Source organism: Escherichia sp. E10V10 (genome assembly GCF_004211985.1).
Taxonomy (GTDB): Bacteria; Pseudomonadota; Gammaproteobacteria; order Enterobacterales; family Enterobacteriaceae; genus Escherichia.
Map to the genome: position 1 here is coordinate 1 of NZ_RHJO01000028.1, position 14,789 is coordinate 14,789.

Annotated in this window: 10 protein-coding genes; 7 read left to right on the top strand and 3 right to left on the bottom strand. The window is 53.5% G+C overall.

What is annotated here, in order from left to right; genetic code table 11:
- Positions 1-331: 331 nt before the first annotated feature.
- The gene (locus tag D9736_RS20490) at positions 332-439 is read left to right on the top strand and encodes a type I toxin-antitoxin system toxin Ldr family protein (RefSeq protein WP_074399497.1); all 108 of its coding nucleotides are present in this window, start codon (positions 332-334) and stop codon (positions 437-439) included.
- A gap of 86 nt (positions 440-525) precedes the next feature.
- Here D9736_RS20490 and bcsG read toward each other — a convergent pair whose 3' ends face one another.
- The 3 genes from bcsG to bcsE are packed head-to-tail and all read right to left on the bottom strand — an operon-like array spanning position 526 to position 3,961.
- The gene (gene bcsG, locus D9736_RS20495) at positions 526-2,205 is read right to left on the bottom strand and encodes a cellulose biosynthesis protein BcsG (protein WP_130210100.1); all 1,680 of its coding nucleotides are present in this window, start codon (positions 2,203-2,205) and stop codon (positions 526-528) included.
- A complete protein-coding gene (bcsF, locus tag D9736_RS20500; RefSeq protein ID WP_130216286.1) occupies positions 2,202-2,393 on the bottom strand; it encodes a cellulose biosynthesis protein BcsF in 192 nt (63 codons plus the stop codon). Before bcsF ends, bcsG begins: the two co-directional genes overlap by 4 nt.
- Complete coding sequence (gene bcsE / locus D9736_RS20505; protein ID WP_130210104.1) at positions 2,390-3,961, bottom strand: cellulose biosynthesis c-di-GMP-binding protein BcsE; 1,572 nt, start codon at positions 3,959-3,961, stop codon at positions 2,390-2,392. The genes bcsF and bcsE overlap by 4 nt, the downstream gene beginning before the upstream one ends.
- Positions 3,962-4,234: 273 nt before the next feature.
- On the opposite strand from bcsE, the gene bcsR reads away from it, so the two are divergent.
- The 6 genes from bcsR to bcsC are packed head-to-tail and all read left to right on the top strand — an operon-like array spanning position 4,235 to position 14,720.
- The gene (gene bcsR / locus D9736_RS20510) at positions 4,235-4,423 is read left to right on the top strand and encodes a cellulose biosynthesis protein BcsR (RefSeq protein WP_064527810.1); all 189 of its coding nucleotides are present in this window, start codon (positions 4,235-4,237) and stop codon (positions 4,421-4,423) included.
- A gap of 11 nt (positions 4,424-4,434) precedes the next feature.
- Complete coding sequence (gene bcsQ, locus D9736_RS20515) at positions 4,435-5,187, top strand: cellulose biosynthesis protein BcsQ (protein ID WP_130259062.1); 753 nt, start codon at positions 4,435-4,437, stop codon at positions 5,185-5,187.
- Entirely contained in the window at positions 5,184-7,802 is a 2,619-nt protein-coding gene (bcsA, locus tag D9736_RS20520; protein WP_130210108.1) for a UDP-forming cellulose synthase catalytic subunit, read from the top strand. Before bcsQ ends, bcsA begins: the two co-directional genes overlap by 4 nt.
- Positions 7,803-7,812: 10 nt before the next feature.
- Positions 7,813-10,152 carry a cellulose biosynthesis cyclic di-GMP-binding regulatory protein BcsB gene (gene bcsB, locus D9736_RS20525; protein ID WP_130216292.1) on the top strand — a complete coding sequence of 780 codons (2,340 nt, stop codon included), beginning with the start codon at positions 7,813-7,815 and terminating at the stop codon, positions 10,150-10,152.
- A gap of 6 nt (positions 10,153-10,158) precedes the next feature.
- Positions 10,159-11,265, top strand: coding sequence for a cellulose synthase complex periplasmic endoglucanase BcsZ (bcsZ, locus tag D9736_RS20530; protein ID WP_130259069.1), 1,107 nt, complete (start codon positions 10,159-10,161; stop codon positions 11,263-11,265).
- Complete coding sequence (gene bcsC, locus D9736_RS20535; protein WP_130259063.1) at positions 11,247-14,720, top strand: cellulose synthase complex outer membrane protein BcsC; 3,474 nt, start codon at positions 11,247-11,249, stop codon at positions 14,718-14,720. Before bcsZ ends, bcsC begins: the two co-directional genes overlap by 19 nt.
- The last annotated feature ends 69 nt before the right edge of the window (positions 14,721-14,789 follow it).

Sequence of the window (14,789 nt, forward strand, 5' to 3'; positions counted from 1 at the left end):
CGGACCAGGCCGCAGGGGGAAACTCTGCGGCCTTTTTCGTAAGAAAAATGTAACGGTTGCAAGCGGATAATATTCTGCGGAATGCGCAGCACAGAGTGAAGAATTGACGGATTCCGGAACAGAAAAACAATCGTAGAATCAGCGGCAAGCCGGAAGGATTCCGGTGAGGCGCAATGTTGCGGGGGCTTTATCCCCGGTGGCATTGGTTGCTGGAGAGAGAAAACCCCCGCACGTTGCAGGTGTACACCTGACAATATGACGGGGGCCATTCTTGAACATCAACAACTCAAGGATAGCCGCGAAATGTTGTCATTACAACAGAGGCGGCTATATGACGCTCGCAGAGTTGAGCATGGCCTTCTGGCACGATTTAGCGGCTCCGGTCATTGCTGGCATTCTTGCCAGCCTGATCGTGAGCTGGCTGAATAAGCGGAAGTAACGTGTCATGCGGGCGTCAGGCTGCCGTAATGGCAATTTGCGCCCGGACCAGGCCGCAGGGGTGAAACTCTGCGGCCTTTTTTGTAATTACTGCGGATAAGGCACCCAGTCGCCACCGTTCAGGCGAACATACGGTTTATTTTGATATTGAATGACCACCGCATTCGAGTTCTCGGAAACAGGCGCAGTCTGTGGTAATCCACTAGTGAGTTTTTTCCAGTCAACATTGTCTTCGGTGAAAATCTTGCCATCGAGAACGCGAACCACCAGGTCAGAGATTGCCAGGAAGCTGCTTGGTTGGTCGATGACAATTGGCGCGCCCTGATGTGGTGTTTTCATACCGAAGAATTTCACGCCAACCGGTACATCAGTGATTGCCGGGCTGGGGATATCACGCAAACCAGAAACTTGCATTCTGTCACCTTTCAACGCGCCACCGTGTTCCGGTACTACGACGACCATCACTTTACGACCCGATTTCTCCAGTTCAGTAAAGAAGGCGTCCAGTTCATCAAAGAACTTCTGCGCTCGCGCTTTGTAATCCGCTGTTTTGCTGACGCCCGGATAATGGTTGCCGTCATGCAGTGGAAGCGTGTTGTAGAACGTGGCGCTACGGCTGTTTTTATCTTTTTCGGTAACGTCCAGCCAGCGGTTAAGCACGGCAGTATCGTCATAAACTGGCGAACCATCAAAGCCCAGTAAAATAACCGGCAGATTTGTTTGATCCATCAATTCGGTCTGCATACCGCCGTTTTCGCGAACTTCTTTCAGAAAGCCGCCAAACTGGCCGTTATGTCCCATCATCAGGTGCTGGGTAAAGCCCAGTTTTGACAAGTTATCGAACAGATAGCAGTCATTATTTGCTGGTTGATACAGATTGGTGTGCGATGGCTGACCGCAACTGGCGCGCAGCAAACGAATCGCCGCCGGACCGCTGTATGAGGTTGCAGAGTTGAAATTCTTGAACTCAATATCAAAATGCGACCACAACGGATGTGACATTAATCCGGCAGCTTCAATATCCGACCATGAAAGCGAACAGATATTAATCACCAGAAGCTCAAATGGCTGCGCATCCGCTGGCAGCGCGGATGGGAAGGTCGATTTACGTTTCGCCTCGGCGTTATAGAAATTATTCAGCCAGGCATTGAGGTTTGCGGTTGTCGGTGGTGCAGTTTGTGCTGGCATATCTCCAACTACTGGCGTGCCGCCGGTTGCCGCGACTGTTGCCGCAGCGTTACCGCCCGTCGTTGTTACCGTGGTGGTCGGTTGACCGGCTGGCCACAGGGAGAAACTTGGACCAGCCAGCGTAAGTACGTTCAGCCATACCAGAATGGCGACCACAAAAACGGTGATGCGAATCCATTGCGACAAGAATAACCAGGCCACTAACAAAACAAAGACAGCACCAATCATCTGCCAGTTAATAAAGCGCGTGACCAGATCGATTAAATAATCGGGACTAAAGCCTGCCACTTGTGACCCCTGGCTCATAATACTTTCCGGGCCAGGTAGCCAGGTATCATGCCAGAAGAGGGCAAAGCCGATTGGCAGGGCGATCCAGTGGCGCAGGCGATGCAGGCTGTAGCGCGGAATCGGCATCAGCAGGAACGCGGCAAATACCAGATTGAGTAGCGGATGGAAGTTAAGGTAGCCCGCCCACAACAGGCCGAACTTAACCAGAAAATAAAAGTTCCAGCCAGAAAGGCCGCGCCAGTATTGCCAGAGTGAAGAAGGCATAGCGGTATTTTGGGTAAATTGAGTCATTTTTTGGTAGCCCTGGCTTTTTCTGCACGGCGTAACGTACCGGCCGGTTTTACATAACGAGGTTTCGCAAATAACAAACGCAGGGTGTCACGAATGCGCCGTAGGGAATGGCGCGCCAGATAGCCCAGCGGGAAAAAAACAAGCGCACAAACGACAATGATTTCAATGATATCGCTGATGGTCATCATGATGAATGCTCCACAGGATCACTCAACAGTCGCAGCGGTTCCGGTATTCGTCGCCAGTTACGCCCATCATGCTCGGCATTGATTACCGGCATGGAGGCCTGAGTTAAAGGCAGTGGCACTCCCCATTGTTCCGGGGCAAGTAAACGCATTTGCACCAGTTCAGCGCTGATTTGGTCATCTTCAAACCAGACCATGCGGTTAGAGAAAATGTCGCCAGTAGGTAACGGGAAAATGTGATTCAACGCAGTGTCCAGATCGTTGATCCTGCAGAATGAGAGGAACAGGACCAGTCGATTTCCACCAACGGTCATAATGTCGCCAGTGCGATTTGGACGGCACAGCGTCAGGGCTTGCTCAACGCGGATGCCCGGTACTGGGCGTAAAGCGACCAGCACGCCTTTGCCATGCGCAGGCAACAACGTGTTATTCATCATATTGTTGACCGCCTCACAGAACACATCCCATTTTTGGAAACCGCGTAGTTTCAGCGGCTGGGTCATGGATAGCAGGGTAGTGATATCTTCCGGAACATAGCGGCTGAACTTCTGCCCTTGCACGCTTTCAATCATCGTCAGACAGCGGGAGAGCGGGGCGTTCCAGGGAATAACCATGTTAGCGCCACAGGCCAGTAGCAGGCGTTCATCCGTGGCGCGCAGGCTGGCGGTATTTTCCCGCACGAGGATCTTCATCGCACTACCACGCTGGCGACGCAGGGTATGAATGCTGCGGGCCAGTGGTTCAATTTGCCCATTTTGCTGTAAAGAGAAAACGACGGTTGCAGCCTGTGCAGTCCGGGCTTCATTGAACAGAGTTTCGTTGTTGTCGAACAGTTGCCAGTGTTCTGATAAAGGGGGGGCGCCTTCCAGCACAGCAATATTGCTAAGAATGCGTTTTTCATCGCTGCGTGGTTGGATCTCCGCTTCTTCACGCTGAACTAACGTCCAGATACCCTCTTGCTGCTGAACGATGAGTTGCTGACGGGCGCTAACCCCTTTTTCGTTGCACCAGAAGGCGATATCCAGCAGATGTTGATCGCCCTGAAAACGCAAACTGGCAAGCCCAAAAAGTGAGCGGTATTCCTCCAGCAACAATGAAAATTGTTTATCGTTATTATTTCCTGGATTAATTACCAGCAGTGAGCAATGGTATAATCTGCTCCACTTGTTCATTTTATCCAGCCATGAACGAAGCCGCTCAGTTGGAATGTTTTGCCATGCATTATTGGCACAAACAAGAATGAAAAGATAATTTTCGGGATCAATAGAACATTGTAAATCACGGGGCAAATAGTATAGCCCCTTTTCATGATTTAGCATTGAAAATAATTTTATTTTTTCCGGTCCGTGAGAATCATCTAATTTGAAGGTTTTTTCGGGATCGTTATCCATGCTAATGACCGCGACTTTCGCGGTTTCAGCTTGAGAAGCCATCGTTTGATTCACAAGGCTGATAGCATCTTCTTGACGATCGACGTTAAACCACCAGACGCCGCCTGCTGGCATATGCCGCAACTCATCCCACAAAGATGAGATACCGATAGAGAATACAGGGTCCACAACGTCCCTCAAGTCACCATTTTGTCTGATTATCAGTTTACTAGCGAAAGCTAAGAAATAAACCTACCATTGAAATTAAAACTTATCAGATTTAGCATGTGAATCAATTTAGCAGGCTGGAAGCCTTATGATATCAGTCTTTTCGTTTTTTACTTTCGTTAGTTGCGTACATGAAAGTTAAAAAATGAACGGATTACGTATTGCCGTCTGGCATTATACGGGCAAAATTCTGTCGATTAGAATTGACTGATGCGTGGCGGGTATATTTTATCGAGATTAAGCATAATGAATAACAACGAACAGGATACTCTGCCTGATCCCGCGATAGGCTATATCTTTCAGAATGATATTTTGGCGTTAAAGCAGGCGTTTTCACTGCCTGATATCGATTATGCCGATATTTCTCAGCGTGAGCAGTTAGCAGCGGCGTTAAAACGCTGGCCATTGTTGGCTGAGTTTGCGCAACAGAAGTAGGGGAGTAGTGAATGGCCGTACTGGGATTACAGGGGGTGCGGGGAGGTGTGGGTACAACAACCATCACCGCCGCGTTGGCCTGGGCATTGCAAATGTTGGGAGAAAATGTCCTGGTGGTTGATGCCTGCCCGGACAATTTGTTGCGCTTGTCGTTCAACGTTGATTTTACCCATCGTCAGGGTTGGGCCAGAGCCATACTGGATGGTCAGGACTGGCGAGATGCCGGGATGCGCTATACCTCACAGCTCGATCTGCTGCCTTTTGGTCAGTTAACCATTGAAGAGCAAGAGAATCCCCAGCACTGGCAAACTCAGTTGAGTGCAATTTGCGAAGGCTTGCAGCAGCTGCAAGCCAGTGGGCGTTATCAATGGATTTTGATCGACTTACCGCGCGACGCCTCGCAGATAACGCATCAAATCCTGAGCCTGTGCGATCACTCGCTGGCAATCGTTAAAGTGGATGCTAACTGCCATATTCGGCTGCATCAGCAAGCACTGCCTGCTGGCGCGCATATATTGATTAATGATTTCCGCATTGGCAGCCAGGTTCAGGAAGATATTTACCAGTTGTGGTTGCAAAGCCAGCGCCGGTTACTGCCAATGTTGATTCATCGCGATGAAGCAATGGCTGAATGCCTGGCGGCGAAACAGCCGTTAGGTGAATACCGCAGTGATGCGCTGGCGGCGGAGGAAGTTCTGACGCTGGCAAACTGGTGCCTGTTGAACTATTCCGGTCTGAAAAAGCCAGTCGGGAGCGCGTCATGAGTATCTTGACCCGGTGGTTGCTTATCCCGCCGGTCAACGCGCGTCTTATCGGGCGTTATCGGGATTATCGTCGTCACGGCGCATCGGCTTTCAGCGCGACGCTTGGCTGTTTTTGGCTGATCCTGGCCTGGGTGTTCATTCCGCTTGAACACCCGCGCTGGCAGCGTATTCGCGCAGAACATAAAAATCTTTACCCACATATCAACGCTTCGCGTCCGCGCCCGTTGGATCCGGTCCGCTATGTCATTCAGACTTGCTGGTTGTTGATCGGCGCTTCACGCAGAGAGACGCCAAAACCACGCTGGCGGGCATTTTCTGGCTTGCAGAATATCCGTGGGCGTTACCATCAATGGATGGACAAACTGCCAGAGCGTGTCAGCCAGAATACGCAACATCTTGATGAGAAAAAAGAACTGGGCCATCTGAGCGCCGGAGCACGGCGTTTTATTCTTGGCGTCATTGTGACTTTCTCGCTGATTCTGGCGCTAATTTGCGTCACTCAGCCTTTTAACCCGTTGTCACAATTTATCTTCCTGATGTTGCTGTGGGGCGTGGCGCTAATGGTGCGGCGTATGCCAGGGCGCTTCTCGGCGTTGATGTTGATTGTGCTGTCGCTGACTGTCTCGTGTCGCTATATCTGGTGGCGATATACCTCGACGTTGAACTGGGATGATCCGGTCAGCCTGGTATGTGGCTTAATCCTGCTATTTGCGGAAACTTATGCGTGGATTGTGCTGGTGCTCGGCTACTTCCAGGTGGTATGGCCACTGAATCGTCAACCAGTACCGCTGCCGAAAGACATGTCGCAATGGCCGTCGGTGGATATCTTTGTACCGACCTACAACGAAGATCTCAGCGTGGTGAAAAACACCATTTATGCTTCGCTGGGTATCGACTGGCCGAAAGACAAACTCAACATCTGGATCCTTGATGACGGCGGCAGGGAAGAGTTTCGCCAGTTTGCGCAAAACGTTGGGGTGAAATATATCGCCCGAACGACGCATGAGCATGCGAAAGCAGGCAACATCAACAATGCACTGAAATATGCCAAAGGCGAGTTCGTGTCGATTTTCGACTGCGACCACGTTCCCACACGCTCGTTCCTGCAAATGACCATGGGCTGGTTCCTGAAAGAAAAGCAGTTGGCGATGATGCAGACGCCTCACCACTTCTTCTCACCAGATCCGTTCGAACGTAACCTGGGGCGTTTTCGTAAAACGCCGAACGAAGGCACGCTGTTCTACGGTCTGGTGCAGGACGGTAATGACATGTGGGATGCCACTTTCTTCTGCGGTTCCTGTGCGGTGATTCGTCGTAAGCCGTTGGACGAGATTGGCGGCATCGCGGTCGAAACCGTTACTGAAGATGCGCATACTTCTCTGCGTTTACACCGTCGTGGCTACACTTCCGCTTATATGCGTATTCCCCAGGCGGCGGGGCTGGCGACTGAAAGCCTTTCGGCGCACATTGGGCAGCGTATCCGTTGGGCGCGCGGGATGGTGCAAATCTTCCGTCTTGATAACCCGCTTACCGGTAAAGGGCTGAAATTCGCCCAACGGCTGTGCTACGTCAACGCTATGTTCCACTTCTTGTCGGGGATTCCACGGCTGATCTTCCTGACCGCGCCGCTGGCGTTTCTGCTGCTGCACGCCTACATCATTTATGCGCCTGCGTTGATGATCGCCCTGTTTGTGCTGCCGCATATGATTCACGCCAGCCTGACCAACTCGAAGATTCAGGGTAAATATCGCCACTCCTTCTGGAGCGAAATCTACGAGACGGTGCTCGCCTGGTATATCGCTCCGCCGACGCTGGTGGCGCTGATTAACCCGCACAAAGGCAAATTTAACGTCACCGCCAAAGGTGGTCTGGTGGAGGAAGAGTACGTCGACTGGGTGATCTCGCGACCGTACATCTTCCTCGTATTACTCAACCTGGTCGGTGTTGCTGTCGGCATCTGGCGTTACTTCTATGGCCCGCCGACCGAAATGCTCACCGTGGTCGTTAGTATGGTTTGGGTGTTCTACAACCTGATTATTCTCGGCGGCGCAGTAGCAGTATCGGTAGAAAGCAAGCAGGTACGTCGTTCACACCGTGTTGAGATGACCATGCCAGCGGCGATTGCCCGGGAAGATGGGCATCTTTTCTCCTGCACCGTTCAGGACTTCTCTGACGGCGGCCTGGGGATCAAGATCAACGGTCAGGCGCAGATTCTGGAAGGACAGAAAGTGAATCTGCTGCTCAAACGCGGTCAGCAAGAGTATGCCTTCCCGACTCAGGTTGCGCGCGTGATGGGTAACGAAGTGGGGCTGCAATTGATGCCGCTCACTACCCAGCAACATATCGATTTTGTGCAGTGTACGTTTGCCCGTGCGGATACATGGGCGCTCTGGCAGGACAGCTACCCGGAAGATAAGCCGCTGGAAAGTCTGCTGGATATTTTGAAGCTCGGCTTCCGTGGCTACCGCCACCTGGCGGAGTTTGCGCCTTCTTCGGTGAAGGGCATTTTCCGTGTGCTGACTTCTCTGGTTTCCTGGGTTGTTTCGTTCATTCCGCGTCGCCCGGAGCGGAGCGAAACGGTACAACCATCGGATCAGGCTTTGGCTCAACAATGATGATAACGCGATGAAAAGAAAACTATTCTGGATTTGTGCAGTGGCTATGGGGATGAGTGCGTTCCCCTCTTTCATGACGCAGGCGACACCGACGACGCAACCACTGATCAATGCTGAGCCAGCTGTACCCGCCCAGGCGGAGCAAAATCCGCGGGTCGGACAGGTGATGCCAGGCGTGCAGGGCGCGGATGCGCCAGTCGTGGCGCAGAACGGTCCTTCGCGCGATGTGAAGCTGACCTTTGCGCAAATCGCGCCGCCGCCGGGCAGCATGGTACTGCGTGGCATTAACCCGAACGGCAGCATAGAGTTTGGTATGCGCAGTGATGAAGTGGTGACGAAGGCGATGCTTAACCTTGAATATACGCCGTCGCCATCACTGCTGCCGATACAGTCGCAGTTGAAAGTCTATCTGAACGATGAGTTGATGGGCGTGCTGCCAGTGACCAAAGAGCAGTTGGGTAAAAAGACGTTGGCGCAAATGCCGATTAATCCGCTGTTTATCACCGACTTCAACCGCGTGCGGCTGGAGTTTGTTGGTCATTATCAGGATGTCTGTGAAAACCCGGCCAGCACAACGCTCTGGCTGGATGTCGGACGCAGTAGCGGACTGGATCTGACATATCAATCACTGAATGTGAAAAATGATCTGTCGCACTTCCCGATTCCGTTTTTCGACCCGAGGGATAACCGAGCTAATACGTTGCCGATAGTTTTTGCTGGTGCGCCGGATGTTGGTCTGCAACAGGCTTCGGCGATTGTTGCGTCGTGGTTTGGTTCCCGTTCTGGCTGGCGCGGACAGAACTTCCCGGTACTCTATAATCAGCTTCCGGACCGCAATGCGATTGTCTTTGCGACCAATGACAAGCGACCGGACTTCCTGCGCGATCATCCGGCAGTAAAAGCCCCGGTGATTGAGATGATCAACCATCCGGAGAATCCTTACGTCAAACTGCTGGTGGTGTTTGGTCGTGACGACAAAGACCTGTTGCAGGCAGCGAAAGGTATCGCTCAGGGTAACATTCTGTTCCGTGGTGAAAGCGTGGTAGTGAATGAAGTGAAACCGCTGCTACCGCGTAAACCGTACGATGCGCCAAACTGGGTGCGAACCGATCGTCCGGTCACCTTTGGTGAGCTGAAAACCTATGAAGAACAGTTACAGTCCAGCGGGCTTGAGCCGGCAGCGATTAATATCTCGCTGAACTTGCCGCCAGATCTCTACCTGATGCGCAGCACCGGTATCGATATGGATATCAATTATCGCTACACCATGCCGCCGGTGAAAGACAGCTCGCGGATGGATATCAGCCTGAACAACCAGTTCCTGCAATCTTTCAACCTGAGCAGTAAACAGGAGGCGAACCGCCTGCTGCTGCGGATCCCGGTGTTGCAAGGTTTGCTGGATGGTAAAACCGATGTCTCCATTCCGGCGCTGAAACTGGGGGCGACCAACCAGTTGCGTTTCGATTTTGAGTATATGAACCCAATGCCGGGTGGTTCGGTGGATAACTGTATTACCTTCCAGCCGGTGCAGAATCACGTCGTGATTGGTGACGACTCTACCATCGACTTCTCGAAGTATTACCACTTCATCCCGATGCCGGATCTGCGCGCGTTTGCTAATGCGGGCTTCCCGTTCAGCCGGATGGCGGATTTGTCGCAAACCATTACCGTGATGCCAAAAACACCAAACGAAGCGCAGATGGAAACACTGCTTAATACGGTGGGCTTTATTGGTGCACAGACGGGCTTCCCGGCGATCAACCTGACGGTGACCGATGATGGCAGCACCATTCAGGGGAAAGACGCCGATATCATGATAATTGGCGGTATCCCGGACAAGTTAAAAGATGACAAGCAGATCGATCTGCTGGTGCAGGCTACCGAAAGTTGGGTGAAAACGCCGATGCGCCAGACTCCGTTCCCCGGCATTGTACCTGACGAAAACGACCGCGCAGCAGAAACTCAGTCCACACTGACCTCTTCTGGTGCGATGGCGGCGGTGATTGGCTTCCAGTCACCGTATAACGACCAGCGCAGCGTAATTGCGTTATTGGCGGATAGTCCACGCGGTTATGAGATGCTCAACGATGCGGTGAACGACAGTGGTAAACGCGCCACTATGTTTGGTTCCGTAGCGGTGATTCGCGAGTCCGGTGTTAACAGCCTGCGCGTTGGCGACGTCTATTACGTCGGTCATCTACCGTGGTTTGAACGTTTATGGTACGCACTGGCGAACCATCCGATTCTGCTGGCGATACTGGCGGCAATCAGCGTGGTGCTGCTGGCCTGGGTACTGTGGCGTCTGCTGCGCATCATCAGCCGTCGTCGTCTTAATCCGGATAATGAGTAATCGATGATGAAAGTTTTGCGTAGTGGGATCGTGACGATGCTGCTGTTGGCTGCCTTCAGTGTTCAGGCAGCCTGCAACTGGCCTGCCTGGGAGCAGTTCAAAAAGGATTACATCAGTCAGGAAGGGCGCGTCATTGACCCCAGTGATGCACGCAAAATTACCACCTCTGAAGGGCAAAGCTACGGCATGTTCTTTGCCCTGGCGGCTAATGATCGTGCGACATTTGACAACCTACTTGACTGGACCCAGAACAATCTTGCTCAGGGGGCCTTAAACGAACATTTGCCTGCCTGGCTGTGGGGCAAAAAAGAGAACAGTAAGTGGGAAGTGCTGGACAGCAATTCGGCCTCTGATGGTGATATCTGGATGGCCTGGTCGTTGCTTGAGGCGGGGCGATTGTGGAAAGAGCAACGTTATACCGACATCGGCAGCGCATTGTTAAAACGCATTGCGCAAGAGGAAGTGGTGACGGTGCCGGGGCTGGGGTCCATGCTGTTACCGGGAAAAGTCGGCTTTGCCGAGAATAACACCTGGCGTTTGAACCCGAGTTATCTACCACCGACGCTGGCGCAGTATTTCACCCGCTTTGGCGCGCCCTGGACTACGCTGCGCGAAACGAATCAACGTTTGCTGCTGGAAACTGCCCCGAAAGGTTTTTCGCCTGACTGGGTGCGTTATGAAAAAGATAAAGGCTGGCAGCTGAAAGCTGAAAAAACGCTGATCAGCAGCTATGACGCCATTCGCGTTTATATGTGGGTCGGCATGATGCCAGATACTGATCCGCAAAAAGCACGGCTGTTAGCGCGTTTTAAACCGATGGCGACATTTACTGAGAAGAACGGCTATCCGCCGGAGAAAGTTGATGTCGCTACGGGTAAAGCGCAGGGGCAAGGGCCGGTAGGTTTTTCTGCGGCTATGTTGCCGTTTCTTCAGGACCGTGACGCGCAGGCTGTACAGCGCCAGCGTGTGGCAGATAACTTTCCTGGCAGCGATGCCTATTACAATTATGTGCTGACCCTGTTCGGACAAGGCTGGGATCAACACCGTTTCCGCTTCTCGACAAAAGGTGAGTTATTGCCTGACTGGGGCCAGGAATGCGCAAATTCACACTAAACATCCTCACACTTTCCCTCGGTCTGGCTGTGATGCCGATGGTCGAGGCGGCGCCAACCGCCCAGCAACAGTTACTGGAGCAGGTACGAGTTGGCGAAGCGACTCACCGCGAAGACCTGGTGCAGCAGTCGCTGTATCGTCTGGAACTTATTGATCCGAATAACCCGGACGTCGTTGCTGCCCGTTTTCGCTCTCTGTTACGGCAGGGTGATGTTGATGGGGCGCAAAAACAACTCGACCGATTGTCGCAATTAGCGCCGAGTTCGAACGCTTACAAATCGTCGCGGACCACGATGTTGCTTTCCACGCCGGATGGTCGCCAGGCACTGCAACAGGCACGATTGCAGGCCACCACCGGGCATGCGGAAGAAGCCGTGGCGGGTTACAACAAACTGTTCAACGGGGCGCCGCCGGAAGGTGACATTGCCGTCGAGTACTGGAGTACCGTGGCGAAAATTCCGGCTCGCCGTGGCGAAGCGATTAATCAGCTAAAACGCATCAATGCGGATACGCCGGGCAACACGGGCCTGCAAAACAATCTGGCACTATTGCTGTTTAGCAGCGATCGCCGTGACGAAGGTTTTGCGGTGCTGGAGCAGATGGCGAAATCTAACGCCGGTCGTGATGGTGCTTCTAAAATCTGGTACGGGCAGATTAAAGACATGCCTGTCAGCGATGCCAGCGTGCAGGCGCTGAAAAAATATCTCTCAATATTTAGCGATGGCGACAACGTGGCTGCTGCACAATCGCAACTGGCAGAACAACAAAAACAACTGGCCGATCCTGCTTTCCGCGCTCGTGCGCAAGGTTTAGCGGCGGTGGATTCAGGCATGGCGGGTAAAGCTATCCCTGAGTTGCAACTGGCGGTGCGTGCTAACCCGAAAGACAGTGAAGCGCTGGGGGCGCTGGGCCAGGCGTATTCCCAGAAAGGCGATCGTGCCAATGCGGTGGTGAATCTGGAGAAAGCCCTCGCGCTGGACCCGCACAGCAGCAACAACGATAAGTGGAACAGCCTGCTGAAAGTGAACCGTTATTGGCTGGCGATCCAGCAGGGCGATGCTGCGCTTAAAGCAAACAATCCTGATCAGGCGGAACGGTTATTCCAGCAGGCGCGCAATGTAGATAATACTGACAGCTATGCGGTGCTGGGACTGAGTGATGTGGCGATGGCGCGCAAAGATTACCCCGCAGCTGAACGTTATTATCAGCAGACGCTGCGGATGGACAGCGGCAACACCAACGCCGTGCGCGGTCTGGCGAATCTTTATCGCCAGCAATCGCCGGAAAAGGCTGAAGCCTTTATTGCCTCGCTCTCTGCCAGCCAGCGGCGCAGCGTTGACGATATTGAACGTAGTCTGCAAAACGACCGTTTGTCACAGCAGGCCGAAGCGCTGGAAAAACAGGGCAAATGGGCGCAAGCAGCAGCACTTCAGCGCCAGCGACTGGCGCTGGACCCCGGCAGTGTGTGGATTACTTACCGACTTTCGCAGGATCTCTGGCAGGCCGGACAACGCAGCCAGGCAGATACTTTGATGCGCAATCTGGCGCAGCAGAAGCCGAACGACCCAGAGCAGGTTTACGCCTACGGGCTGTATCTCTCCGGTCATGATCAGGACCGGGCGGCACTGGCGCATATCAACAGCCTGCCGCGCGCGCAGTGGAACAGCAATATTCATGAACTGGTGAACCGGCTGCAAAGCGATCAGGTGCTGGAAACAGCCAATCGCCTGCGTGAAAGCGGCAAAGAAGTCGAAGCGGAAGCGATGCTGCGTCAGCAGCCACCTTCCACACGCATTGATCTCACCCTGGCCGACTGGGCGCAGCAACGGCGCGATTACACCGCCGCCCGCGCGGCTTATCAGAACGTTTTGACGCGCGAGCCAACTAACGCCGACGCCATCCTGGGTCTGACGGAAGTGGATATCGCTGCTGGTGACAAAGCGGCGGCACGTAGCCAGCTGGCGAAACTGCCCGCCACCGATAACGCCTCGCTGAACACACAGCGGCGCGTGGCGCTGGCGCAGGCGCAGCTTGGCGATACCGCAGCGGCGCAGCAGACATTTAACAAGCTGATCCCGCAGGCAAAATCTCAGCCGCCGTCGATGGAAAGCGCGATGGTACTGCGCGATGGTGCGAAGTTTGAAGCACAGGCGGGCGATCCAAAGCAGGCGCTGGAAACCTACAAAGACGCGATGGTCGCATCCGGTGTGACCATGACGCGTCCGCAGGATAACGACACCTTTACCCGACTGACCCGCAACGACGAGAAAGATGACTGGCTGAAACGCGGCGTACGTAGCGATGCGGCGGACCTCTATCGTCAGCAGGATCTTAACGTCACCCTGGAGCACGACTACTGGGGATCGAGCGGCACTGGCGGATACTCCGATCTGAAAGCGCACACCACCATGTTGCAGGTAGATGCGCCATATGCGGACGGACGAATGTTCTTCCGCAGCGATTTCGTCAATATGAATGTCGGCAGTTTCTCCACCAACGACGACGGCACGTGGGACAACAACTGGGGGACCTGTACGTTACAAGACTGTAGCGGCAATCGCAGTCAGTCGGATTCTGGCGCAAGCGTGGCGGTCGGCTGGCGAAATGACGTCTGGAGTTGGGATATCGGCACCACGCCGATGGGCTTCAACGTCGTGGACGTGGTCGGCGGCGTCAGTTACAGCGATGATATCGGGCCGCTTGGCTACACCGTTAATGCCCATCGCCGACCTATTTCCAGTTCATTACTTGCCTTCGGCGGACAGAAAGACTCTCCGAGCAATACCGGGAAAAAATGGGGCGGCGTACGTGCCGATGGTGTGGGGTTAAGTCTGAGCTATGATAAAGGCGAGGCAAACGGCGTCTGGGCATCACTCAGCGGTGACCAGTTAACCGGCAAAAATGTCGAAGATAACTGGCGCGTGCGCTGGATGACGGGCTATTACTATAAAGTCATCAACCAGAATAATCGTCGCGTCACTATCGGCCTGAACAACATGATCTGGCATTACGACAAAGACCTGAGTGGGTACTCACTTGGGCAGGGCGGCTACTACAGCCCGCAGGAGTATCTGTCGTTTGCCGTACCGGTGATGTGGCGTGAGCGCACGGAAAACTGGTCATGGGAGCTGGGCGCGTCTGGCTCATGGTCGCACTCGCGCACTAAAACCATGCCGCGTTATCCGCTGATGAACCTGATTCCGAATGACTGGAAAGACGACGCCGCTGACCAGACCAATGGTGGCGGTAGCAGCCAGGGCTTTGGCTATACGGCGCGAGCGTTACTTGAACGACGCGTCACATCCAACTGGTTTGTCGGCACGGCGATTGATATCCAACAGGCGAAAGATTATGCGCCAAGCCATTTCCTGCTCTACGTACGGTATTCTGCCGCCGGATGGCAGGGCGATATGGATTTACCGCCACAGCCGCTGATACCTTACGCCGACTGGTAAGTTTTCAGATAGCGCCTCTCTTAATGCCGCTGCGATCGGGTATACTCGGGCGGCAGTCTGGGATTTCCG